This is a genomic window from Mesorhizobium sp. M0751 (assembly GCF_040320265.1).
In the GTDB taxonomy this organism is placed as follows: Bacteria; Pseudomonadota; Alphaproteobacteria; order Rhizobiales; family Rhizobiaceae; genus Mesorhizobium.
This window is the reverse complement of record NZ_JAMYPH010000010.1, coordinates 20,117-43,151: the sequence shown is the minus strand read 5'-3', so window position 1 is coordinate 43,151 and position 23,035 is coordinate 20,117. Positions and strand designations below refer to the sequence as shown.

Here is a 23,035-nt window from a genome sequence, read left to right as displayed (position 1 = left end):
ATATCTTGGCGCGCAGTGTGGACGGCGGGATAGCAGCAGCAGCCGAGCGAGGAGGGACGCGGCAGAACCGGCCAATTGGGTTTGCCCGCGCGGTTGGCCATGGGGAAGCGGGCATCGGGTAGGTGGTAGGAAAGAGCGCGGAGCGGCCGAAGCCGCCCCGCGCGAGGCGATCTATTCGGCGGCCATATGCGGTCCGCTATCTTCAATCTGCGCACTATCGTCTGAGAGGAATTCGGGAAGCTCTTCCCCATACCCCTCGGCTCCGGTGCCACTATCAGCGTCGGTACTACCGTCAAGGTTGACCAGGCGCAGCGGCTCGGGCAGCCAGCCACTGTCAGCCAGCAAGCGCTCGGCTTCTTTCGCCATATCTCCCTTCTTCAGATGGTCGATAAGCTGCGCGGCCTGTTCGCCCTTCGCCTCTCGCACCGCCTCGAGAATGCGAGACTTGGTGATGCGGCCGAGATAGTTTTCGACAGTCGGCGTCCAACCCGCCTCGACCATATCGAGACCGACGGACCGGGCCAGTCGATCAGCTTGCGCGATCCGCTGCTGAACACCATGCGCCGAGATAGCGCCGCCATAGCGGTCGCCCTTCTCGTGGAGCGCGTTCACACCGTAGCTGATACAATGGGCGAGCAATGCCGCACGACTGGTCTCATCGAGTGCGGCAATCCAGCCCCAAAGTGCATCGTCGTCGGTCGGCAGGTCCGATTGCCAGGCCTCATGGCGTTCGGCCACCGATTTCGCCGAGGGGCTGTCCTTCAGTCCATCCGCGTGCAGGGGGAAGAAGACGTGCCGGATCGAGGCCTCCAGGCACCCGGTCCTGGTGCGGTGCTGGAACGTGTCGGTGACCAGCTTGTGCAACAACGCTGTCATGGCGACGTGAGGATTGCTGGCAACCGCATCGCGCAACGCCAGCGTCCGGTGCGCGGTCAACTCTGTCACCAGTTGGTCCGGCAGGGGCCTTACCGCATCGTCCTCGTCTTCGTCGCGCTCGACTGCCTGGCCGTCCATGGTGACAACGGCACGGTGCACCGACGAGTCGCTGGGAGCCCTGGACCCGCCATCATTTTTTGATTCATTTGAGCCATCGGGTGAAACTGGCGGCACGTCCTCAGGATGGAAAAACCCGCGTTCTACCGAGAGCGAGCCGTCAGCGTCTATGCTGACGAACGCGCCGGCAATGGCGATGTCGTTCGGATCGAACTGCCTTGGGCGCTTGTCGAAAGTGGCGAGTGCGGTCTCGATTTCCCCGAGCCGCTGATCGACGTTTTCGGGCAGCTCGTCAGCACCCTCATATTCGGTTACAAGTTTGGCGTGCTCGGCACTGAGGGCGTCAATGGCAGCCTGCTCCTCGGCAGAGAGGTCGAGAGGATCACCCTGCAGCTGATACAGCCCACGTGTTGCGTCGTATGGGAAGCTGACAGCGACCTCGACCCACTTCCAACCCTCGGCTGCTACTTCTTGCGCAACCTCTTTGAGTTTTTCAGCGACCAGGCGGTCCAGCAGCGCTGCATCCTGCAACCAGCCGCCGTCATCCGACTGAAACAGATCGTGCATGACGATGCCACCGGCAGCCTCATAGGCATCAATACCCACGAAGACCGCGCGCTTGTCGGAGGCTCGCACCGTCGTTTCGGTCAGCATGCGCCGGATTTGATAGGGCTCTTTCGACCAGCTATTTCTGATCGCTTCCCAGACCTGCTCCTGGCGGGCACGGTCTTCGGAGACCGTGAAAGCCATGAGTTGCTCCAGCGTCATGCCGTCTTCGGCATACACTTCAAGCAGCACTGGCGAGACAGAAGCCAACCTAAGCCGTTGCTTGACGACGTTGACCGACACGAAGAAGGCTGCAGCAATCTCCTCCTCGCTCAGGCCTTTTTGTTGCATATCCTGGAAGGCGCGAAATTGATCGAGCGGGTGCAGCGCCGCACGCTCGATGTTTTCGGCGAGCGATACCTCCTCGGCAACGATCGTGCTGTGACGGTCGCGCACCACACAGGGCACGGGCGCGGTCTTGGCGAGGCGCTTTTGCTTCACCAACAGCTCAAGGGCGCGAAAGCGCCTGCCTCCGGCAGGCACCTCAAACATGCCAGTCTCGTTGCCGTCGCTATCGACGACGGGCATGACACTGAGGCTCTGGATCAGGCCGCGGCGGGCGATCGAGGCTGCGAGATCCTCGATCGAGACGCCGACTTTGACGCGCCGGACGTTGGACTGGGAGAGCACCAGCTTATTGAAGGGGATGTCGCGCGAGGACGACAGGGTGATCTTCTGAACAGCAGTAGCCATCGGGATTTACTCCGCGACGGGCAGCCGAGAGCCTCTCTCTCGACCTCCAAACCCGTCATGAGAATTCCGTTCCGCCTCTCCCTCCGATGTGCTCGACAGCCTGCCACGTTCGGTCCTGCATCATGCAATGAGTTCGCCGCAGCGGCGTCCGGCATCGAGGGAAACTTCGATCACAAACGCATTCGCGGGAGGAACCCGAGCTGGAAGCAAGCGGCAATCATGCTGCCTCCCACTGATCATCGTCAACGGCGATGCGCTCAGGCAAGAACTGCAGGAGATAGTCCGAAGCCTTGCTTGCCAGTGAGGCGGCACGAAAGATCGCCCGGTTGCCCTCGCGCAGCACCTCCAGCCACGAGCCGATATAGTCGGCGTGACGCACGGTCGGCGTGATGCCGAGCGAGGCGCAGCAAAAAGCCGCGCTTATCTCTGCCCGTTATCTGAACAGTCAACCTGTCTCAGTGGGCCTTCTTGGCGCTGGACCGGAGAATTCCCCGGATTTTCGATCAGCGGATCGGCATGAGACAGATTCCATGATGAAATCGATGCTCACGAAAAAAACGTCCAGAGCGCCTGGAAGACGTAGCCGATCACCAATGATCCCGAAACTGCGAGCGCCACGAAAAGGGCGATGGTTGACGGCCTAAGGACCAAAGCCACAGCCAAGACGCCCCAAATACTGACGGCGCCGCCTGAAACGAGGAGTGCCATTGCCGCACCGGGTGACATGCCGAGATCAAGTAATCCTCGAACCAAGGGCAGTGCCGCAAGACCATCGAGATACATCGGTGCACCGACCAGCACCGCGAGTGGGATAGCGTATGGAGAATCCTTACCGACATAGGTGGTGAGGAGATGAGACGGTAGAAGGTCACGCAGCAGAAACTCAGCCGAAAAAGCAAATATCAAACAGATCACGACGATCCTTGTTGTGGAAATAAGGTTCGCCCCAAATGCACGCATGCGAGCTGGCTCTCGCCAGATTCGGAAAGAGAAATCCGTTGGCGTGCACGTGCCGCACTGGCCATTACCTATAATTCGCTGTGGCCGTAACGGGTTTTGAACCATCTGCGTGCGCGCGAGGAGAGCCGTTCCCGCGCCGGAAAAGATTCCAAGCGCAAAAGCCGCAAGCATCTTTCCGATGGCGAATCCAGGGCCGAGCAGCGCCCACGTCGCAGCGAACATGGTGGGCCCGGTAACAGGCGAGGAAAGCCAAAATGCCATGATGGGCGCAAGCGGAACGCCGGAGGCAAGGAACCCGGTCGTAAGCGGCAGCACCGTTACGCCGCACACAGGTGTCACAGTGCCGATTGCCGACGCGATGACGACAGTTGAGATAGGGCGGCCCTTAAACCACCGCGCCGTAATGGTCGCCGCTCCGCTGGCTGCGACCCATGCGGAGATGACTAGCCCAATTGCAATCATCAGCGCGACATCCAGGAAGCTCTGCACGACGAAACGAAGCGTCTCCTGCGCCCTTTGCGGCCACGTAAGGGCGACAACGACTTTCAGAACAGCAGCCGTCGCCCAGATGACCTGCATTCTTTGGGGCCTCGGGAGCGTGACAATCATGGCGACATCCTCTTTGCTGACATCATACATTGCCGACTTCCATACGGAAAACGAATAGCGTAGATATCAGCTATGAGCTTGAACGATGGGAAATCGACACAACTGGACAGCGATTTGCTGCGAACGTTTCTCGCGGTGGCTAAAGCAGGGAGTGTCAGCGGCGGCGCTGCGCACCTGCTCCGCACACAGTCGGCCGTTAGCCTGCAAGTGCAGAAACTTGAGGGTACTGTCGGACAACGCATGTTCGAAAGGCATGGCCGTGGGGTTACCATGACTGCTGCCGGCGAGCAGTTGCTGCCCGTCGCTCGCCGTGTTGTCGAAATGCTGGATCAGACAGTCGCCGATCTGCGCGGAACGCAAGCGGAGGAAGAAATCCGCCTCGGGATCCCCGAGGAATATGGTGATACGATCCTGCCGTCTATCCTGGCAGCCTTCACCGAAGAGGAGCCCACAAGCCGTATTTTTGTGCGCTGCAGTTCGAGCATGGAGTTTCCACATGCGTTGGCCGCCGGCGAGTTGGACATCGCTCTCCACTCACCTGAGCGTGTCTCAAAGGACGACGTTGTTGTTCATAGTGAACGCGCCGTGTGGGCCGGCTCGGTATTCCACAATATCGAAACACGACGGCCCCTGCCGGTGGCTCTATTCGACAAAACCTGCTGGTGGAGGGAACGCTGCCTCGATCTTCTTCGAAAATCCGGATTGGAGCATCAGATCGTTTGTACCAGTGAGAGCGTTTCAGGGATTCGAGCTGCGATCGCAGCTGGCATCGCGATTGGCGTCTTGCCGCAAAGCGCATTGACGGACCAAATGCGAACGCTTGCCGATGAGAAACTGCCGCAGCTAGGAGAAACACATCTGATGCTCACCAGCTCCTCGAACGCACCTAAACGGCTAGCTGGCAAATTGACAATGATCATCTCAAGGACATTCGAGGGGAAGTGACGCCGTTTTGCGGCAATACGTCCGGCGATCGACCAAGCTGTCAGGATGTTCGTCGCCGCCGCCGTCGCGGAGATCGCCGGCTGCTTCAGCTTCTGGCTGTGGCTTAGTGAGGCCAAGCCGAGCTGGTGGCTGGCGCATGGGCTGGTCTCGCTCGTCGCGTCGCCTGGCTGCGCGCGCTGGTGGACAGCAGCGCGTCCGGGCGGGCCTACGCGGCTTATGGCAGCGTCTGTATCGCCGCCTCGCTGGCAAGTCTGCGGGACGATCGAGGGGGTGAGGCCGGACCGTTGGGACACTTTGGGCGCCGCGATCAGCCTCGTCGGCGCCGCCATCATCATCTTCGGCCCGCGTTCCGCCTAATGTGACGGCTGCTGGGCGTGCATCCAGTCGGCGATCTCTTGCGCCTTGGCGGCGGCGGTGAAGATGGCGCGCTTGTCGGACCGGAGCACCTCAAGCCACGAGGCGACGTAGCTGGCGTGGTCGGGACGCGGCTCGACGCTGAGGTTCAAGTCGGCGCAGATCATGGCGCTGAGCAACTCGACCGTGCACTCCTCCATGGCGTAGGCGGCCGAGCCGAAGCGTCCGGAGAGATCGCGATCGAGGCGATGGCTGGCGCCCGAAGCGTGCCCGCATTCATGGAGGAGCACTGCGTAGTATGCGAGTGCGTCGCGGAAGCAGGCGAACTCCGGCATCTGCACGTGATCCGTGACAGGGCTGTAACAGGCCTGCGAGCCGCCGTGCCGGATGTCGATGCCGAGCGCCGCGCAGAACCGTTCGGCGTGCCCGATGCGCTCGATCTCGGGCAGTACCGGCATCTCGGGCGGCGTGTAGCCGTCGACCTGCGCGCAATTGAAGACCGTATAGCCGCGTGCGAACATGCGTCGGGCCGGCCCGTCGCGATCCTCGCCGCCGTCCTGACGCTCCGTGTCGCTGTCGCGGTCGGCGATCTTCCAGAATACGACGAGGTGGCCGCGTTCGCCCTTGCGGACCTGGGCGCCGAGCGCCTGCCATTGGCGGTAGGTGCCCCAGATGCCGGCGGGATAGCCCGTCGCATGCGCCGCGGCCCAGAGTGCGATGACGTTGACGCCGCGATAGGTCTTGCGCGAGCTGACGTTGACGGGCGTGGAGATGGCCGAGCCATTGTGATGCCAGGGCATCCGGTAGTCGGCGGCGCCGGCTTCGATGGCGGCGATGATCTGGCTGGTGACGCGCTCGTAGATATCGTTCCGTGTCTCGGTCTGGACGTTGCGATCCGTGGTCATGGGTGCCTCCTGTGCTCGCCCTCTCCGTCGAGGGCGCGGCGGCAGGGGCAGGCGCGGATAGCCGGCCCGTCACACCCTGTTCTCGGTGCTGGTGCGGAACAGGGTTGACGGGCCGGCAGCGTCTGCCACAACCCGAGCCCCTGCCTCGACGGGCGAGCGCAGGAGGCACCCATGATCGGCGGGCCCGGCCGGACCGGATCGGTTACGAAGCTGCGCGGCTCTCAGCCAACGCCGTCGTGAGACGGGCGCCGTAGCGGCACGACCCTGGTCGCAGGCGATCGAGCCAGTTCCTCCCGCAGGCCGTCGATCACCGCATCGCGCTCGGCGACCTGCAGCGTCAGCACCTGGATGTGCTGTGCAAGCGTGCGGGCGAACGCCCGCAACTCGGCCATCTCGGCGCCGCGCACGGCGCGGAGCTCGGCTTCGAGGGCGCGGATGCGCTCCTTGAGGACTCTGGGGGAGGATCCCCGGCGGCGCTCTTCGGCGGCACGGAACTCGGCGAGAAGAGCGCCGGCCCGGTTCGCCGTCGCCCGGCTGACGCCGGCCTCGCGCGCCAGGTTGGCGACGGTCAGCGCCCCGTCGGTGCGCTCGGCGCGACCGTCGAGCAGCCGCTGCATGGCCGACCTCAGCGCGGCTTCGCTCTTCGGCCCAAGCGCGGTCATGCATCACCGTCCACGAGAGGAGCGATCAGACGGCGCTTGCGCTCATTGTCCTTCAGGATCGCCGTGCGCTGCAGCGGCGACAGGCGCCGGTCGGCCAGCAGCGCTTCGCCCTCGGCGATCGAAGCCTGCCATGGTTCGCGGTGCCGGGCGGTCAGGCAGGCATTGGGACAACGGTCGGGGCTGCAGCGCGACAGGGCCGGCGCCGTCCGCTCGTCATCCGGCGCATCTTTAAGGCAGAGCGCGGTCGCCGCGTCGAAGAGGCAATCATTGAGGAAGCCGACGTGCAAAGTCCGCCCGAGATGGGCAAGCATGGTGCGCAGCCGCTTGCGGTCCACGATCCGGCCAGGAAAATCGCCGAGTTCGTCCTGCACGCGGGCGAACTCGCGGCGCAGTCGCGTCGCACCCGGTCCCGCCGGCCCGTCATTGCGAAGAAACGCCTCGTAATGGGCGACGATATCGTCGAGCTGGCCGAGCGCACGCTCGCGCTCGACCACGCTTCGGAAGTCGGCCCGGGCCGATCCAGCGTAGCCCTCGAACATGGCTATGGACGCATGCTTGTACTGGATCTTGCCGGCGACGGTGCCGAACGGCCGGTTGGCGATGTACCAGGCGATCGTGCGGCGCAGCTGTCGCGTCGTGAACTTCCAGGGTTCGTCGTCGATGCGTGGGATGACCGGTCCGTCGCTGGCGCGCGCATCGAGCCCGTCGCGGAACAGGTTGAGCGTTGGCGTCGCGCCCATGCCGAGGTGATCGTTGCTCCAGGGCCAGTCCTTCAGCGCCACCCACAAGGATGACAATCCCTTGTCGCGGCGATTGCGCGCCGAGAGAGCTTCCATCACCGCAACGGCGCGGGCGACCGGCTCGATCGTGATCCAGTCGGCCGTCGCGCCGCGCGCCCCATGGCGTTTGTAGACGGTGCTGCGCAGCCGGTAGCGCTCGACCAGGCCGTCGGCGCTGCGCACCGGCGACACGCAGCCCGGCTGCATCGCCTGCACCTCGCTGTCGCGCATGCCGGTCAGATAGGCGCAGACGATATAGCAGGCGCCCTGCAGCATCCGCTCCTCGCGGGCCAGGCTGAGGCCGTCGAAGCGATCGCGCCAGGGCAAGCCGGTGTCCGGATCGGTCGAGATCGGTGTGTCGAGCCCGCCGATCTCGGTGCCAAGTTCTGTCGCTGCCTCGTCGATCAGCCGCGCGGTCGGCTCGGACTGGCTGACGCGGCCGCTCTCGCGCGCGCCGACGTGAAGGCGCATCAGATGAAGATTGTAGGGCGGCGTCTCGTCGCCGGTGAGCGGATCGATGCGGCGGGCGACGTTAGGCGCGCGCTCCCAGATCGGCACGCCTCGGCCCGTGGCCCGGCGCACGTCGAGCCACTTCGCCACACGGGCGCGATAGGTGCTGGCGACGGCCCGGCCGGTCCGCGCGTCCCGCGTCATCAATCGGGCGCAGCGGGCTTCGAGAGAGTCAAGCTCTGCACGGGCGGCAAGGATATCTGGCGCGTAGACCTCGACATACCTGAGTGCCCAGCGCAGCATGGCGCCGATGACCGGCTCGGGAATGCGCGGCGTGGCGTTCTCGGCGGGTGCCGGCGGCCGTCCGGCGACGCGGTGGGCGGCTCGCCCACGCCAGGGGAGCACGCCGATGCCACCACCGGTCAGCCACGGCGCCAGGTGATGCAGATCGATCGGCACCTCGACATACTTCACCGTCTCGTGCGGCGTTCGCTGTCCGCCGTCACGGGCATGCACCAGGTAGGCGTCGAGCAGCGCCTGATCGACGCGGCCGAGATCGACGGCGCCAGTCTGCGCGCGGAGGAACGCAGCGAAATGCTGGACGTAGCGCAGCAGGCGGATCGCCGAGGTCGCGCCGCAGGGCGCTCGATATCCCGGCACATGGATGCGCAGCCGGGCGACCACATATTCCTTTGCCAGCCGTCGCGTGGCGAGATCGGCGATGCGGGCGAAATCGAGCCGGTAATTGCTGTGGCGGGCGTTGACCCGGAAGATGGCGGCGCCCAAATCCCAGAGATCGTCGCCGAAGCGGGGAAGCTCAGCGCGGTCGACATCGTCCCTGACCGCGACACCGGCAAGCACGGGCTCGCCGTCGCGGTAGATGGCCGACGGCAATGACGGCCGCGGCGAGAGCTTGATGGAACCGGGCATTATGGCGCTGCCGCTTCGGGCGGCAGGTAGATGAGCGCCGGGTCCGACGCCGCAATCCGGCGAGCCTCCTCAATCTCCGCGTCGGCAAACCGGGACAGAATCTGATCGGCAATGCGTCCGTGAACGCGGCCGAACTTGGCGATCCAGTCGCCTTCGCTGAGCGCCTGCCGTTGCGCGCGAATGAAGTCGAGGAAGGCCAGAAGCGCAGGCAGCTTGCGGGCGGTGATCACCGCATTGCTGCATTCGAGACAGCCCCAGAAGGGCGACGGACAGGCTTCCCCTTCCAGCCCGAACGGGCTCTTGTAGAAGCCGGCGCAACTGGCGAGCCAGACATCCTGCTCGCCGCCGAGCAGCGCGTCGATGGCGGCGGTACCGGCGACGGGAAGACTGGTTGCCTGCTCGGGATCGGCCAGAACGGCCTCCTCCTGCTCCGACGACAGGATGCACGGCCGCAGGGCGGCGTCGAGCGCATCGCTCATGGCGTCGGCAACGGTCGCCTCGTGCAGATGGCGAAGCGCGGGGACATCGGCGTAGTGGTTGGCCGCCACCGCGACGCTGTGGCCGACGGCGAAGCGGTCGAGCTGGCCGCCCGTACGCCGATACCACGCCGCCTTGTGGGTCTTGCGCAGGCGCGTCAGGTTGAGGCGGAGCGGCTGATCCTGTTCGTCGAGGATGCCATGTCGAGCAATCCATGAAGCGACGGGTTCCTTCAGGCTGAGCACCCTCGGGGTCAGACGACCCCAGGCGCAGTGGACCCAGAGCGTGTCGGCGCCAAGCCAGCCTCTCGCCGGACCGGTCCACTGCAGAACCTTGCGGATCAGGCCACCCGGTGTCGAGGAGGCGCCGTCGCGCACGCGCAGCCGCTTCCACTCGGCGCCGCGTGCCCGCCGCTTGCAGTACTCGATCTCGACATAGCCGCCGGACGGGTTCTTCAGGCAGTCCGCCCGCAAGCTCTTGATCGCTTCGATCTCGAGACCCGTGTCGAGCGAAATGAGGACTATGAGCGGCACGAGGTCGGCGGCGATCAGATGCTGGCGGCCATGCAGATCGTGGATCAGGCTATCGTTCGGCAGGTCGCTCTCACGGCGCAGCGTGTAGAGGCGCTTGAAGAGCGGGTGCCGGTGCCCGATGACGCCTTCCCCGTCGATCACCGCCATCACCTGTTCATGCGCCCCCGCCAGAACGCGGCTCCGATCGGCATCCTCGACGGTCGGGATGCGATCTGCCACGGCAAAGCGGCGGATGATGGCGGCGAGATCGGCGCGAGCGGCGATCCGCAATGCCGTGGCGACATCGTCGCCATAGGCATCGCGCGGCCGGGCGCGCACACCCGGCCGGTCGCTCGTATGCATCAGCCGCCGCGAGGCATCGGGTGGCAGAAGGTCGGGCTCCGCCGCCTCGGCGAGGCGGAGCAGGTTGAGCACCTTGCTCATCCGATGCAGCCGGTGATTGGGATGCAGGCCGCTCTCCTCCATCCAGGCGTCGAAGCCGTCGATCAAGGCAGCGCTCATGTCGGAAAGGCACACGATGCGCACTCTGGCGGAATCGAGATAGCGCCAGAATGTCTTGAGCGCGCTGGCATAGGCATAGGCTGTCGAGATTGAGCCGGCCGGACCGCCGACCTGGCAGGCGCGCCAAAGCGCGCCGGCAAACGTCCGGGCCAGTGGCTTGCGGCCAGCGAGCATCGTCAGATCGATCCTCCTGCTGCGGTCCGCCAGCGTGACTGTGAAGCGGAGCGACGCGATCGCGGCGGCTGCCTCGCCCTCGGGATCGGGCAACGCCTCGGGAAAGAGGGCGCGACGACCCGGTCGCCGTACCGAGGCAGTCGTCACGGCGGTCATGCTGCATCACCGGCCGTATCGTCGGCCCAGCGATCCGCGGCCGCTTCGACCAACTCCTGCGCCTCGGCGAGGCAGTCGAGATAGATATAGGTGCTGGTAATGCTCGCGTGCCCCAGGAGCTGCTGGAGCTTCTGCAACGGGTCGCCGAGCATCCGGCGATAGACCGCGCCGTGCCGGTCGTGCGGATCGAACACGGTTCCGATCTGCTCGCGGATCAGCATGGAGAGCATGTTGACGGCGAAGGTGTGCCGCAGAGTGTGCGGCGTCACCTCGATCTCGATGCCGAAGCGGCGACAGCGGACGCAGGCGCGCCGGAAGACCGCTTCCCAGGTCGCCGAGGGCACGGGCCGGCCGCCTTCGGTGAGCCAGAGCAAGCCCTGCTGCGCTCGGCCGGGCGCCCCGATCAGCACGCGGCGTCGTTCGCCCGGCGTCAGGCGGTCAAGCCGGACCCGCTTACCCGACGCATCAGCGACCTTCCCGCTCTCCGGCATCAGCCAGAGCGGATTGGGCACTGAAGGCTTTGAGCGGGCGGCGGAGATGGTGCGCTCGAGATCGACATAGTCGGAGATCAGCGCCAGCACCCGGCGCGGAATGCGGATGCGACGTGGCCGTCCGCCCTTGGCGATCGGACCGGGAAGATCGAATGGAACTGAGCGCGATCCCGGCTCGGTCAGGCGCGGAAGCTCGGCCAGAAGCAGGCTGCCAGCCTCTGTCAGCCGCAAACCGGTCGTGACCAGCAGTTCGGCAAAGAGCGCATTGCGCTCGCCGTTCCGCCCGCGCCACGCCGGATCTTCAGAGCCGTCGGGAAGCCGGCCGCGCAGCCCGACGTCGCGGAACAGGAGATAACGGCCGAGATCGACATAGCGGGTGTCGTGCCGGCGCGCTGCGCGCTCGCGGGCGCGGTTCGCCGTCACGGCGAGTACGGCCCGGCTGCCGGCGGCCCTACGAAGGGTGACGCCGTAGCTGAAGGGCGAAACGGTGATTATCCCTTCCTCTATGGCCCAGCGATAGAGCTTGTCGAGCGCGGCGATGCTTCGGTTCCAGCTTGCCGCCGAGATGCGGTAGGGAGCCGCCGCCAGGCGTCGTGCCCGATGAAAGGCCAGAACATCGTGGCGGTCGGCCTGCCAGACCGTCTTGCCGTCGCGCCGCTCGGCAAGAAAGCGCGCCCAGACCAGGATGTCGCGGGCGTAGGAGCGCCAGGTGTTCGGCGAGCGCGCACCCATGCCAGGACAGGCCCGGAAGAACCGGTTGAGATTGAGATCGTAGCTGCCGTCATCCGTCAGGATGAACGGCATGCCGTCGATCAGCCCGGCGCGCTCGGCCACGTCGAGCGCGCCGGGCGCGGGGTTTGTTGCGGAATCATCGAGAGGAAGCGGGCGCGACAGGGCGCCAAGATCGGTAAAGTACAGCTGCACGCACGTGACCTAAGCGGAGCGCCTGCGGCGCAAGTTATTGTCTTTATGTGCGAGGGGTTCCCCTCGCGCTCTCCCGCTCGCCGCGTGGCAGGGGTGCAGGACTAAGCCTGCACCCCATGAACAAGCTTGTGGTGCCGCCGCCGCGTAAAGCGTTGTCCTCGCTTCGCTGCGGGAACGCTTGACCCGGACGTCTGACGAGCTTCACCGGAACCGTCGGCAAGGTGCTTCCATTGCCTGATTCTGAGACAGGATTACAGAGTCAGGATAAGGCAACCAGCTCTTCGAAGGCATACTTCTTGGTGCCAAAGGAACCAGAGAGATCCCGGTTGAGGCGTGAGGCATGACCCGTGGCGTGCCCAAGCTCATGCAGGGCGGTCTGGTGCCAGTTGATCGGATCGAAATAGGTCTGGGGTGGCGGGACCCGCACATAGTCGTGGGCCGGAGCGTAGAAGGCGCTGCTGCCCCCGATCCGGAAATCGATCCCGGTGTTCTTGATCAGCATCTCGACCTTGCGCTCGATCAGGACGGACAAGAGTGGGGGCATGGCTATCGCAACATCGTCGGGCAGCCCGTCGCACTGCGCGGCGTTGAACACCGTGAAGCGTTTGAGGAATGGGATCGATCGGGCTTGCTCGCCGGTTTCGCGGGCGCGCCTTTTCTCGTCCTCGGGCACGAATCGGTCGGCGTAGACGACCGTTGTTCCATGCTCACCCTTGCGGACGCTGCCGCCAAGCGAGAGCGCCTGACGGAAAGTCAGCCAGCTCTGTCCCGAAAAGCCCTGCTCGATCACCGAACCCCAGAGGATCAGGATATTCATCCCAGAGTATTGCCGGCCAGTGACGGCGTTCTTAGGCAGGGCCAGCGGCGCTTTCGCGGCCGCCGTCCCCCATGGCTGAACCCAGGGTAGCCGACCGTCCTCCAACTCGCCGATGATCTTATTGGTGATTTCGTCATATAAGCTGGCCCGGGTGGGGGCAGCTTCGTGCCGATGCTTGGGCATTGCCAGTCTCCTCGCCGGGCGCTGGGAGCCTCTCTCCCTGCTTTCAACCCGTCAGTGCACCAAGCGCGGCCCTCTAACTCTAGGAACGCGAACGAAGATTCGGTTGCCGACCAACTCGGAGAGACATTTCCGAAACCGCAGCGTGAGGCGATCAGCAGAACCTCCCAAATACGCGGCGCGGGTAGCAGTCCGAGGGCGGGCCAGTGAGTCCATGGAAACGGAAGCCGCACAGATGGCCGAAGTTCAGTCGGGAGCCGTTTGACCGGCCACGGCTGTGCGGCCAGCCGAAAGGCTCGCGGAGCGTCGAGGCGCAAAGGCGAAAGCGTGCCGGGACAACCGTTCCGATTAGCAGGTCGAAGGAGCACCTTTGCCGCGGTAGCTCCAGTTGGCGCTTTTCGCAGCAGCGTCGTCAGGGGAAAGATCGCGCGGGCATCCGGCACGGCGAGACAGGAAATGCGCTCAACGAGACCCGCGATCAGACTGTTTCCGAGTGAAACTGTCGGATCATAAAGATTGGCTGGAGGGCTCCGTTTTGAAAATCCCCGACCAATTCGATGAGACCACGCCACTGCGCGTCGAGATTGCAGCACGGATTGCCTTTCCGGATGGCTCGATGCGTGCGGCGGGCCTGCGCAAGGAGCGTGACGCCGGTCGACTTGAAACCGAGCTAATCGCCGGAAAGGAGTACGTCACCTTGCGGGCTATCACCAGAATGAGGGAATTATGTCGCGGACGTCGAAAGGGCCACACCTCGTCTGGCGGGACAAAAGCTGGAAAAAGGGCGGAACACTCCGAAACCAAGCTGGATGGTTTATCCGCGATAGAACAACGTTCATCAGCGCTGATAGCTGCGAAAAAGGCCGTCCAGGACCTGAAGCTGAAAAGGCGCTCGCGGCCTACATCGCCAGCAAGTACCACCGAGTGCGCGGCGCCGAAGGCGTCTTGATTGCCGAGGTCATCAACATCTACCTGAGAGAGGTTGCACCGAAGCATGCCGCGCCGGAAGAGACGGCGGCTCGGCTGGACAAAATCCTCGATTTCTTTGGTGAAAAGACGCTCGCCGCCATCAACGGCAAACTCTGCCGCGACTACGCCGCGTGCTGTCCCACAGAAGCCGTTGCGCGCCGGCAACTCGAGGATTTTCGTGCGGCCATCAACTACTATCGCAGGGAAGGCTACACGACTGCCGCACCGACGATTGTCCTGCCCGACAAGGCCGGCGCGCGCGAGCGCTGGCTGACGCGCAGTGAAGCCGCCGCCCTCATCTGGGCAGCGTGGCGTATGAAGCAGAAATGGAAGGGCCAGGAGAGCGGCCGGCGTACCGGACGACACCTCGCCCGCTTCATGCTTGTCGCGCTTTATACAGGAACACGCTCGGCCGCCGTCTGCGGTGCCGCCGTCCGTCCAACCAAAGGGCGTGGTTATGTGGACCTTGACCGCGGCATCTTCTACCGCCGCGCCGACGGCGCAAGGAAGACCAAAAAACGCCAGCCGCCGGTGCGCCTGCCGGACCGGCTATTGGCTCACCTCCGCCGCTGGGCGTGCACGGATCTCGATATCAGAACCAAGGCGCGCGGCAAAAGCGCAAACATCGGCCGAAAAATATCGCAAGATTTTGTCGTGGAGTGGAATGGAAAGCCGGTTGTGTCGGTAAAGAAGAGCTTTAGGAGAGCTCGCGATGCGGCCGGCCTCGGTCCCGACGTCACTTCGCACACGCTTCGCCACACCACTGCGACCTGGCTGATGCGGGCCGGCGCCGACATGTGGCAGGCGGCGGGCTTTCTGGGCATCACCGTGGATGTCCTGATCGATACTTATGGCCACCATCATCCCGACTTCCAGGCAGACGCCGCCGAGAGGATCGCGAAGAAGCACGACAAGGCGACGAAAACCGCGCTCAGGATTGGTGACAATGAAAACATGAACTCGGCCTGGTCGCCCCACAGGTTCCCCACACAAAGCTCGAAAAGGAACGCAATCGTTGGGAAGCAAGCGTGACGATCAAGCCCAAGAAGCTGCGGCTTTGCTGGTAGCGCACATCGTTCAGGACGATGGGGTCGCAGGTTCAAGCCACCCGCACCACTTTCTCAAATTTGGCATTGGGCGGTCACGCCGTTCGAATCCACTCCTACTCCCTGAGCTGAACGAAACCAGGTGACGGCTTGCGTCCAGGTCCGGTTTCCAACTCAGGCGCGAAGCGTCATTTACCACCAGAATATCGCGTCAATATTTGGCGAGGATGGCCGCAACTTTTTCCTCATCCGCGCGCTCCGTAGCGGGGCGCATGATCCTATTGGGAATTGAATACGTCCACGCACGGCATCGCGCCGTAGCGTACGAAAGACGATGGCTCCCCGGCCTGAACGAAACTGCGAACTGCGAGCTGCCGATCCCCCTCGAACTGCGCTGCAGCTCACTATCAAGATGACCAGTTCTCCTCCTTCATGGACGATTGCCGCGACCGCAGGCGAATTGCTGCCACGAGCTCGGTCTGAACTGTCGTGTTGTTGCGATTTTTCATCGGAGAGTTTGCGCCAGCGACCAAGACGCTCAGGATCCAGCGTACTAGCAGCCAAAGCTGTCTGTACGCATAACGGGGTTCATTCTGCTCCATTCTTCTGAACCGTGGCGAAGACAAGCCGCTTGCCGTCGCGCACGCTGTCTTCGAGCGGCTTCACCTTCGCCAGATGCGCCGCAATCGCGCTGGCCAGCATGCAACCTGTTCCGCGCATTGATGCGGCAAGACGCGGTGCGTCGAAGCGGATTGGTTGTTGATCGGAACGCAACAGAATATCGGTCGATCGAGGTCCCGACGCATGCCCACCCTTGATCAGCAGGGCTTGAGCGCCGGCGGCCAGCAGTCTTTGTCCTTGCTGGAGCGCTCCGTCCTCATCCACTGCCAGTTCGGAACCAATAAGGAGCGCCAGTTCAGGGAGGTTGGGCGTGACAATGCAGCAAAGTGGAATCAGATCGCGCTTCATCGCAGCGATAGCGCCCGCTTCCAGAAGTGTGCTGCCTGAGGTGGAGGCCAGCACAGGGTCGAGTACTGTTGGCACTTGCGGGTATTTGCGCAGCACAGCGGCAACGGCAACAATGATCTGGGCAGTCGCCAGCATGCCGATCTTGATTGCGGCCACTTCGTTGGCCTGCAGCGCGGCGCACATCTGATTGGCCACCAGGCTGGGTGGCGAATGATGAATATCCATCACGGCGTCGTGCGTTTGCACCGTCAGCGCGGTTACAGCAAGACAGGTGCGCACGCCAATGGAAGCGATCGTTTCGATATCGCGTGCTATTCCAGCACCCCCGCTGGAATCCGATCCGCCAACGACAAGCACATGCGGTTCTCGTCTCATCGCCATCGGTCTGTCTTTTCAATCCATTCTCGCGTGCGCGCTTCGGGATCGGAGCTCAACGTGATGTCCGTGACCACTGCGGCGCTGTCGGCGCCGGCTTCAAAGACGCCGTCGAGGCGGTCAGGGTTGAGGCCGCCGATGGCGACCAATGGGATCGGCGCCACTCGCCGGTTCCACTCGCTGATCCGCTCTAGCCCTTGTGGCGCCCACTTCATCTTCTTCAAGACGGTGGGATAGATCGGACCGAGCGCGACATAGTCGGGCTCGGCAGCCATGGCCGTCTCCAGTTCGTCATGATCATGCGTGCTCAGTCCGAGCCTCACGCCGACTGGCCGTATCGCCAAGAGGTCGGCAGTCTGCAGATCCTCCTGGCCGAGATGCACGAAGTCGCAGCCTTCCTCGATTGCGAGGCGCCAATGGTCGTTGACGATGAGCTGGCACTGGTGCTCGGCACACAGGGCCTTTGCCTTGCGGATTTCGGTGCGCAGCCCGTCCTCGTCCATGTCCTTGATGCGGAGCTGCACAAGCCTGACGCCGAGCGGCGCCAATCGCTCGATCCAGGCGGCGCTGTCGACGATCAGGTAGAAGGGATCAAGCCTCATGAAAAACCGCCCTGCCAAATGTCGGCGTCGATGGCATCGCGACCTCGCGCGGTTCTAGCATTCCCGAGCAAAAGGCTTCGCGACCGGCTTCGACCGCCTTGCCGAACGCACGCGCCATGCCGACCGGATCGGCCGCCTTGGCGACTGCTGTGTTCAGGAGCACGGCGTCAAAGCCGAGTTCCATGACGGTTGCCGCATGCGACGGTCGCCCGAGGCCTGCATCCACAATCAGCGGGACGCCAGGGAAATGTCCGCGCATCGAGCGCAGCGCCATGATGTTGATCGGCCCCAGGGCGGAACCGATCGGTGCGCACCACGGCATCAGGACCTTGCAGCCCGCTTCCAGCAGCCGCTCGGCGACGACAAGATCGTCGGTGGTATAGGGAAATACCGCAAAACCGTCCTCGCACAGGATGCGGGCGGCTTCGACCAGGCCGAACACGTCCGGTTGCAGCGTGTCGTGATTGCCGATGACTTCAAGCTTGATCCAGCCCGTGCCGAACACTTCGCGCGCCATTTTCGCGGTTGTGACCGCTTCCTTGACGGAGTGGCAGCCTGCCGTGTTGGGAAGGACTCTCGTGCCAAGCGAGCGGATCAGCGACCAGAATTTTTCGCCGGCCCTGCCGCCCGCCATCTCGCGGCGCAAGGAGACGGTCACCACCGAGGTGCCCGATGCGCTAACCGCATCGGCAAGAATGGCCGGCGAACGATATTGAGCCGTGCCGAGAAGCAGCCGCGAGCAAAGCGCCGTTCCAAGAAGATCGAACATGCTAGCCTCCCTGCATGGGTGAGAGGATTTCGATCCGGTCGCCGTCGCTCAACTGGAACTCCGCCCGGTTGGCTTTGTGCACCAGGTCGCTGTTGACGGCGGTCGCCAGCCAATCGCCCTCATAGTCGAGAACGGCAAGCAGCTCGGCCAGCGTGGTGGCGGCAACCTCATGCGCTTCGCCGTTGACCATCAATTTCATGGGCAAGCTCCTTGGTTCTGTCTTGACTGAAAACCAGGTCGGCAGCCTGGCGCGCCATGGCGGGGGCGAGGAGAAAGCCGTGACGATAGAGCCCGTTGATCGCTATGATCTCGCCGTTCGTTTCGACGCGCGGCAGGTTGTCGGGAAAGGCCGGACGGACGCCGACACCGGTTTCAACGATCTCGGCCTCGCCAAAGGCCGGATGGAGGGCATAGGCGGCACCCAGCAGCTCCATCATCGAACGAGCCGTCACCGGTCCCGTGGACCGGCTCTCAATCATCGTCGCGCCAATCATGAAACGGTGGTCGGTGCGTGGCACCGCATAAAGCGGAAAGCGCGGATGGAGCAGCCTGACCGGGCGCGACAGTGAGATATCAGGTGTGCGCAGGATCAGCATCTCGCCGCGAACGCCGCGCAGCCTGTCATTGGCTGCTGCCATTCCCGTGCAGTCGATCTGACGATCGAACCCGGAAGTACGCCGGACGTCAGCGCAGAAGTGGAATTCGACGCCCATCGCCGCCAGCCTGTCACGAAGTGCCGCCATCGCCTGACGCGGGTCGAGATGGGCGTCGTCGGGGAAGAGCAGTCCGCGGCGGAAGCGGCCGGCGAGGTCGGGCTCGAGCAACACGATTTCATCTTCATTGACACGCCGATGACCCGAGGTGCGGCTGGCGAACCGGTCGAGCTCGCCCGCATCACGCGGCGCGGCCACGGCCAGTGTTCCGGCCCGTGTCACGTGACCCGGCAGTACCGCATCCCACCAGTCGGCGGCATCGCGTCCGAGATCCAGCACTGGCTGCTCGGCGCTTTCACGCTCGCACCATGGCGCCAGCATGCCGCCGGCGAACCACGACGCATTGCCGCCAACGGTATGTGTTATCTCGGCAACGGTCACCGTCGCGCCACGTGTGGCGAGCTCGAAAGCTGCGGTGAGGCCGGCGACACCGGCCCCCTTGACCAGGACCCTCATGATCGCTCGCGCGCCTCTCGCAGGAGCGGCGCGCCGGTCTCGTCCGCGGGCACGTAGAGATCGCCGCCTTCGCGATATTTCGCCGCCATGGCCACCATCCCCTCCTTCTGCGCCTCGGCGCGAATGTCGTGGGAGATGCGCATGGAGCAGAATTTCGGGCCGCACATCGAGCAGAAATGTGCCACCTTGTGCGCTTCCTTGGGCAAGGTCTGGTCGTGGAAGGATCTTGCGGTTTCGGGATCGAGCGACAGGTTGAACTGGTCCTCCCAGCGGAACTCGAAGCGCGCGCGGGAAAGGGCATCATCCCTGACTTTCGCCGCCGGATGGCCCTTCGCGAGGTCGGCGGCATGCGCCGCGATCTTGTAGGTGATCACGCCAATCTTGACATCGTTGCGATCGGGAAGGCCGAGATGTTCCTTCGGCGTGACGTAGCAGAGCATGGCGGTGCCGAACCAGCCGATCATGGCAGCGCCGATGCCGGAGGTGATGTGATCGTAGCCCGGCGCAATGTCGGTCGTCAGCGGTCCAAGCGTATAGAACGGCGCCTCGCCGCAGACAGCGAGCTGCTTGTCCATGTTCTGCTTGATCTTGTGCATCGGCACGTGGCCGGGCCCCTCGATCATCACCTGGCAATCCTTCGCCCAGGCGATCTGCGTCAGCTCGCCCAACGTTTCCAGCTCGGCGAATTGCGCCGCGTCGTTGGCATCGGCAATCGAGCCCGGACGAAGGCCGTCGCCGAGCGAAAAGGACACGTCATAGGCGCGGCAGATGTCGCAGATCTCCGCGAAATGCTCATAGAGGAAGCTTTCCCGGTGATGGTGCAGGCACCATTTGGCCATGATCGACCCGCCGCGAGACACGATACCCGTGATCCGGTCGACCGTCAGCGGGATGTAGTGTAGCCGCACGCCGGCGTGGATGGTGAAATAGTCGACGCCCTGTTCGGCCTGTTCGATCAGCGTGTCGCGGTAGACCTCCCAGGTCAGGTCCTCGGCAATGCCGCCGACCTTTTCGAGCGCCTGGTACAGCGGTACTGTGCCGATCGGCACCGGCGCATTGCGGACGATCCAGTCGCGGATGTTGTGGATGTTGCGGCCGGTCGACAGGTCCATCACCGTGTCGGCGCCCCAGCGGATCGCCCACACCATCTTTTCCACTTCCTCGGCCATCGAGGAGGTGACCGCCGAATTGCCGATGTTGGCGTTGATCTTGACCAGGAAATTGCGGCCGATGATCATCGGCTCGCTCTCGGGATGATTGATGTTGGCGGGAATGATCGCGCGTCCGCGCGCAACCTCATCGCGCACGAACTCCGGCGTGACGAAGTCGGGGATAGCGGCACCGAAGGCCTCGCCGTCGCGCTCAAGCTTGCCGCGCAGCATCTCGCGGCCGAGGTTCTCGCGGATGGCGACGAACTCCATTTCGGGCGTGATAATGCCGGCGCGCGCATAGCTAAGCTGGGTCACCGCCTTGCCCGCCTTGGCCCTGAGCGGCCGGTTACGAACGGGAAATTCCGGTGTCAGCCGCTCACCCGCTGCGAATCCGTTGTCCTCCGGCCGCACGTGACGGCCGTCATAGGCCTCGACATCGCCACGCGCCGTGATCCATTCGTGGCGAAGCCGGGCAAGGCCCTTCTCGATGCTGGTTTCGACAGTCTGGTCGGTATAGGGGCCGGACGGATCGTAGACGGTGACGGGCGGCTCGCCGGCCGTTGGATGGACGGAGATTTCGCGCATCGGCACCCTGATCTGCGGGTGGATGGCACCGGGTTTGTGGATTTTCCGCGAGGCGGGCAGCGGTCCCGTTGAGACGGCGGGAGTGAGGGCATTCATCTTGAGGCTCCTTTGCTCATGCATTGGAGACCCAGTTCTGTGCCGGAAGGATGAAAAGACGCTTCTGTCGACCTGCCGAAACAGGATCTCGGGCGTAAACTCCCGCAAAGCGCTTGCACCGTCCCTACGCCAGTATGAACTGGATCAGGTTCAACGGGTCACTGCGCCGCGAAAGCCAGCAGTATCTCAGCCCCTTGCCGGGACTCCCCTGGTGAATGCGTCAGGTTGAACGGGCCGGCTCCGGTTTGTCAAGCGCGTTCTGGCCGCGGCTGATCGGCGGCCGGCCAGACCGAGCGGAAAAAATCGTGCATGTCTCGGCGACAAGGCAAGCGTCGAAGAAGAAGGCAGGGACAAGGGAATCGCAAACCGTTGGACTAAAAATCGATCCTGATGGTCACGCCTTCAATGGGCATCAAAGGTTTGCGCGTAGATCGCCTCGATTCTTCCTGCCTCGTCACTGGTCAGCGCGGCGAATTCCTTTTCGCGCGCGCGGTTCGACAGATGACCACCATTCTGGTGAAGGAAACGGAAGAGCAGATCGGTCAACCGCTCGGGCATGTCGATAACGGCGTCCACCTGCTGCCGAAATTGGGCGTAGCGCTGCAGAAATGCGGTTTCCTCGGGAAGGTCCCGTTCGATCGTCCGCCGAACGCAGGCATAGAGGAATTCGGCGTGCGGGGTCGCATCGAAGAACCGGTAGAAATCACCGGTGTCATTCAGCACCCGGACGTTGAATTGCGGCGTCGGTTCCCATTCCACCAACGGCAGAAGGCGCTGCGAATAGCTCTCGAGCACGCCCCTGTACTCGTTGATCTGGTCCAGGATCGCGGCCGAGACGGGAAAGACCACTCCCGGCGGATTGAAGCCGCGCGTGGCAAGGACGTGGTGGATTAGGTAGCGGTGAATGCGGCCGTTTCCGTCCTCGAACGGGTGGATGTAGACAAAGCCGAAGGCGAGGATTGCGGCGGCTATGACTGCATCAAGGTTTTGCGCGGGGCCCTGATCGAAGGCCGCCATTCCATCGATTAGCCGCGGCAGGTCCTCGGGCCGAGCGCCGATGTGATCGGGCAGGGGCGTGCCGTTGTCTCGGTCATGCTCACCGACGAAACCTCCTTCTTTTCGGAAGCCAAGTCTTACGAAACGGGCGTCGCCAAGTACAATTTTTTGCAGACGTAGCAGCTCATCGCGATCGATCGGCCAGCGGCCGGCTTCGCCGATGGCGCGGCCCCAGCGCTGGATGCGACCTTGAGGCGGGCGCTCGCCCTCGATCGCATAGCTTGATCGCGAGTCTTTGAGCAAAAGAAAGGCGGCGGTCCGAGCAAGGAGGTCGCGCGGCAACTCCGCCACGATTGCCTCCGCGCGCCGCGGCAGTTCAAGGCCGATGAATTTTTCGAGGGTCTTGGTTCGGAACACCAGCGGGCAGAACTCAGGCGTGCCGGGGAGATTGTCCCTTATGCGGTAGCGCGAAGCGGTCTTCTCGGATCCGGGCCACTGCAGCTCGGGATCGACAACCGGAACGTATCGTCCGGCCGCCGCGTCCGGCAGATCGAGACGTGTGCCCGTCAGCCATTCATATAGAAACCAGATGCGGCGGGCATAACTGCCTGTGGGGCTTTCACGGACGAGCGCCTCGATCGGTGCGGGACCGGTCACCTGGAACAGCCGTTTGAGGACAGCAAGGTCGAGCCCCTCGTACTTGAGCGCGAAGGTCAGGTGGCCTTCGAGTGTTGGATGTGGGGCATGGCGGGGCGTCATGATCCGCCAGCCATCCCGTTCGGTAATGCGATGATGCTCGCCAGTGGCCGACAGGGTCCGGGGCAAGGGCACGGCGAGCTCGTAGGCTCCGATCAGGGCGCTGTACCCGGCCGGGGTCACCATCTCCGGAAGGCGGATTTCCTGAAAAACGATAACAGGACCTGAAAATTGGTGCTTCTGCGCCACAGCCATGAAAAGGAGATCCTTTCATCGAAGTTTGGTGCTAATCAGCCAAATACTATGAAAAACGATTCTATCTCATGAAAATTGATGCTGCAAGATGACTTTTCCGAAAAACGATCCTGAAGGCGGCGGTGATCCGTCTGCATGGCACGGCCGAAAAGCGATCGTCGCGCGCCACCAGCGATCGTGGGTCACTGTGCGACCATCGGCTGCCTCGGCCCACGCCT

General features: G+C 63.7%; 17 protein-coding genes, 2 pseudogenes and 1 riboswitch. Of the genes and pseudogenes, 3 read left to right on the top strand and 16 right to left on the bottom strand.

Annotation, left to right across the window (positions count from 1 at the left end):
• Window positions 1-171: 171 nt before the first annotated feature.
• The 3 genes and pseudogenes from NKI19_RS16855 to NKI19_RS16845 form a co-directional block, all read right to left on the bottom strand.
• Entirely contained in the window at window positions 172-2,292 is a 2,121-nt protein-coding gene (locus NKI19_RS16855; protein WP_352565696.1) for a ParB/RepB/Spo0J family partition protein, read from the bottom strand.
• 217 nt (window positions 2,293-2,509) lie between these two features.
• Window positions 2,510-2,722, bottom strand: a pseudogene (locus NKI19_RS16850) (zincin-like metallopeptidase domain-containing protein); the annotation flags it as partial.
• Between the two features lie 116 nt (window positions 2,723-2,838).
• On the bottom strand, window positions 2,839-3,891 hold the full coding sequence (locus NKI19_RS16845) for a permease (protein ID WP_352565694.1): 1,053 nt from the start codon (window positions 3,889-3,891) through the stop codon (window positions 2,839-2,841).
• Window positions 3,892-3,933: 42 nt separating this feature from the next.
• Here NKI19_RS16845 and NKI19_RS16840 point away from each other — a divergent pair, with 42 nt between their 5' ends.
• Both NKI19_RS16840 and NKI19_RS16835 read left to right on the top strand, forming a co-directional pair.
• Window positions 3,934-4,806 carry a LysR family transcriptional regulator gene (locus NKI19_RS16840; RefSeq protein WP_352493612.1) on the top strand — a complete coding sequence of 291 codons (873 nt, stop codon included), beginning with the start codon at window positions 3,934-3,936 and terminating at the stop codon, window positions 4,804-4,806.
• Window positions 4,807-4,851: 45 nt separating this feature from the next.
• On the top strand, window positions 4,852-5,163 hold the full coding sequence (locus tag NKI19_RS16835; protein WP_352493613.1) for a YnfA family protein: 312 nt from the start codon (window positions 4,852-4,854) through the stop codon (window positions 5,161-5,163).
• Here NKI19_RS16835 and NKI19_RS16830 read toward each other — a convergent pair.
• The 6 genes and pseudogenes from NKI19_RS16830 to NKI19_RS16805 form a co-directional block, all read right to left on the bottom strand.
• Window positions 5,160-6,065, bottom strand: coding sequence for an ArdC family protein (locus NKI19_RS16830; RefSeq protein WP_352493614.1), 906 nt, complete (start codon window positions 6,063-6,065; stop codon window positions 5,160-5,162). The two genes, NKI19_RS16835 and NKI19_RS16830, sit on opposite strands and share 4 nt — an antisense overlap.
• Before the next feature lie 221 nt (window positions 6,066-6,286).
• Window positions 6,287-6,727, bottom strand: coding sequence for a hypothetical protein (locus NKI19_RS16825; RefSeq protein ID WP_352493616.1), 441 nt, complete (start codon window positions 6,725-6,727; stop codon window positions 6,287-6,289).
• Window positions 6,724-8,886, bottom strand: a complete 2,163-nt coding sequence (locus NKI19_RS16820; RefSeq protein ID WP_352493617.1) for a hypothetical protein — start codon at window positions 8,884-8,886, stop codon at window positions 6,724-6,726. The genes NKI19_RS16825 and NKI19_RS16820 overlap by 4 nt, the downstream gene beginning before the upstream one ends.
• Window positions 8,886-10,727 (bottom strand): site-specific integrase, encoded by a 1,842-nt coding sequence (locus NKI19_RS16815; protein WP_352493618.1) that lies wholly within the window; start codon window positions 10,725-10,727, stop codon window positions 8,886-8,888. Before NKI19_RS16815 ends, NKI19_RS16820 begins: the two co-directional genes overlap by 1 nt.
• Complete coding sequence (locus NKI19_RS16810) at window positions 10,724-12,142, bottom strand: tyrosine-type recombinase/integrase (RefSeq protein WP_352493619.1); 1,419 nt, start codon at window positions 12,140-12,142, stop codon at window positions 10,724-10,726. The genes NKI19_RS16815 and NKI19_RS16810 overlap by 4 nt, the downstream gene beginning before the upstream one ends.
• Window positions 12,143-12,410: 268 nt before the next feature.
• Window positions 12,411-13,142 (bottom strand): annotated as a pseudogene (locus NKI19_RS16805) (ArdC family protein); the annotation flags it as partial.
• A gap of 723 nt (window positions 13,143-13,865) precedes the next feature.
• Between NKI19_RS16805 and NKI19_RS16800 the strand changes: the two are divergent.
• Complete coding sequence (locus tag NKI19_RS16800) at window positions 13,866-15,140, top strand: tyrosine-type recombinase/integrase (RefSeq protein WP_352493537.1); 1,275 nt, start codon at window positions 13,866-13,868, stop codon at window positions 15,138-15,140.
• A 602-nt stretch (window positions 15,141-15,742) separates the two neighbouring features.
• Here the strand turns inward: NKI19_RS16800 and NKI19_RS16795 are convergent.
• From NKI19_RS16795 to NKI19_RS16765, 7 genes are all read right to left on the bottom strand, one after another.
• Entirely contained in the window at window positions 15,743-16,504 is a 762-nt protein-coding gene (locus NKI19_RS16795) for a hydroxymethylpyrimidine/phosphomethylpyrimidine kinase (RefSeq protein ID WP_352493536.1), read from the bottom strand.
• Window positions 16,495-17,100 (bottom strand): thiamine phosphate synthase, encoded by a 606-nt coding sequence (locus tag NKI19_RS16790; RefSeq protein ID WP_352493535.1) that lies wholly within the window; start codon window positions 17,098-17,100, stop codon window positions 16,495-16,497. The genes NKI19_RS16795 and NKI19_RS16790 overlap by 10 nt, the downstream gene beginning before the upstream one ends.
• Window positions 17,090-17,869 carry a thiazole synthase gene (locus tag NKI19_RS16785; RefSeq protein ID WP_352565692.1) on the bottom strand — a complete coding sequence of 260 codons (780 nt, stop codon included), beginning with the start codon at window positions 17,867-17,869 and terminating at the stop codon, window positions 17,090-17,092. Before NKI19_RS16785 ends, NKI19_RS16790 begins: the two co-directional genes overlap by 11 nt.
• A gap of 1 nt (window position 17,870) precedes the next feature.
• Window positions 17,871-18,068, bottom strand: coding sequence for a sulfur carrier protein ThiS (thiS, locus tag NKI19_RS16780; RefSeq protein ID WP_352493533.1), 198 nt, complete (start codon window positions 18,066-18,068; stop codon window positions 17,871-17,873).
• Window positions 18,037-19,038, bottom strand: a complete 1,002-nt coding sequence (thiO, locus tag NKI19_RS16775) for a glycine oxidase ThiO (protein ID WP_352493532.1) — start codon at window positions 19,036-19,038, stop codon at window positions 18,037-18,039. The genes thiS and thiO overlap by 32 nt, the downstream gene beginning before the upstream one ends.
• Entirely contained in the window at window positions 19,035-20,870 is a 1,836-nt protein-coding gene (thiC, locus tag NKI19_RS16770) for a phosphomethylpyrimidine synthase ThiC (protein ID WP_352493531.1), read from the bottom strand. The genes thiO and thiC overlap by 4 nt, the downstream gene beginning before the upstream one ends.
• A 103-nt stretch (window positions 20,871-20,973) precedes the next feature.
• Window positions 20,974-21,090: riboswitch (TPP riboswitch) on the bottom strand.
• 182 nt (window positions 21,091-21,272) lie between these two features.
• Window positions 21,273-22,817 carry a Fic family protein gene (locus tag NKI19_RS16765; protein ID WP_352493530.1) on the bottom strand — a complete coding sequence of 515 codons (1,545 nt, stop codon included), beginning with the start codon at window positions 22,815-22,817 and terminating at the stop codon, window positions 21,273-21,275.
• Between the last annotated feature and the right edge of the window lie 218 nt (window positions 22,818-23,035).

Excerpts from the sequence above, each read along its gene's own strand:
- NKI19_RS16855 (WP_352565696.1), bottom strand. The coding sequence starts at position 2,292 with ATGGCTACTGCTGTTCAGAAGATCACCCTGTCGTCCTCGCGCGACATC.
- NKI19_RS16845 (WP_352565694.1), bottom strand. The coding sequence starts at position 3,891 with ATGTATGATGTCAGCAAAGAGGATGTCGCCATGATTGTCACGCTCCCG.
- NKI19_RS16840 (WP_352493612.1), top strand. The coding sequence starts at position 3,934 with ATGAGCTTGAACGATGGGAAATCGACACAACTGGACAGCGATTTGCTG.
- NKI19_RS16835 (WP_352493613.1), top strand. The coding sequence starts at position 4,852 with ATGTTCGTCGCCGCCGCCGTCGCGGAGATCGCCGGCTGCTTCAGCTTC.
- NKI19_RS16830 (WP_352493614.1), bottom strand. The coding sequence starts at position 6,065 with ATGACCACGGATCGCAACGTCCAGACCGAGACACGGAACGATATCTAC.
- NKI19_RS16825 (WP_352493616.1), bottom strand. The coding sequence starts at position 6,727 with ATGACCGCGCTTGGGCCGAAGAGCGAAGCCGCGCTGAGGTCGGCCATG.
- NKI19_RS16820 (WP_352493617.1), bottom strand. The coding sequence starts at position 8,886 with ATGCCCGGTTCCATCAAGCTCTCGCCGCGGCCGTCATTGCCGTCGGCC.
- NKI19_RS16815 (WP_352493618.1), bottom strand. The coding sequence starts at position 10,727 with ATGACCGCCGTGACGACTGCCTCGGTACGGCGACCGGGTCGTCGCGCC.
- NKI19_RS16800 (WP_352493537.1), top strand. The coding sequence starts at position 13,866 with ATGTCGCGGACGTCGAAAGGGCCACACCTCGTCTGGCGGGACAAAAGC.
- NKI19_RS16795 (WP_352493536.1), bottom strand. The coding sequence starts at position 16,504 with ATGGCGATGAGACGAGAACCGCATGTGCTTGTCGTTGGCGGATCGGAT.
- NKI19_RS16790 (WP_352493535.1), bottom strand. The coding sequence starts at position 17,100 with ATGAGGCTTGATCCCTTCTACCTGATCGTCGACAGCGCCGCCTGGATC.
- NKI19_RS16785 (WP_352565692.1), bottom strand. The coding sequence starts at position 17,869 with ATGTTCGATCTTCTTGGAACGGCGCTTTGCTCGCGGCTGCTTCTCGGC.
- thiS (WP_352493533.1), bottom strand. The coding sequence starts at position 18,068 with ATGAAATTGATGGTCAACGGCGAAGCGCATGAGGTTGCCGCCACCACG.
- thiO (WP_352493532.1), bottom strand. The coding sequence starts at position 19,038 with ATGAGGGTCCTGGTCAAGGGGGCCGGTGTCGCCGGCCTCACCGCAGCT.
- thiC (WP_352493531.1), bottom strand. The coding sequence starts at position 20,870 with ATGAATGCCCTCACTCCCGCCGTCTCAACGGGACCGCTGCCCGCCTCG.
- NKI19_RS16765 (WP_352493530.1), bottom strand. The coding sequence starts at position 22,817 with ATGGCTGTGGCGCAGAAGCACCAATTTTCAGGTCCTGTTATCGTTTTT.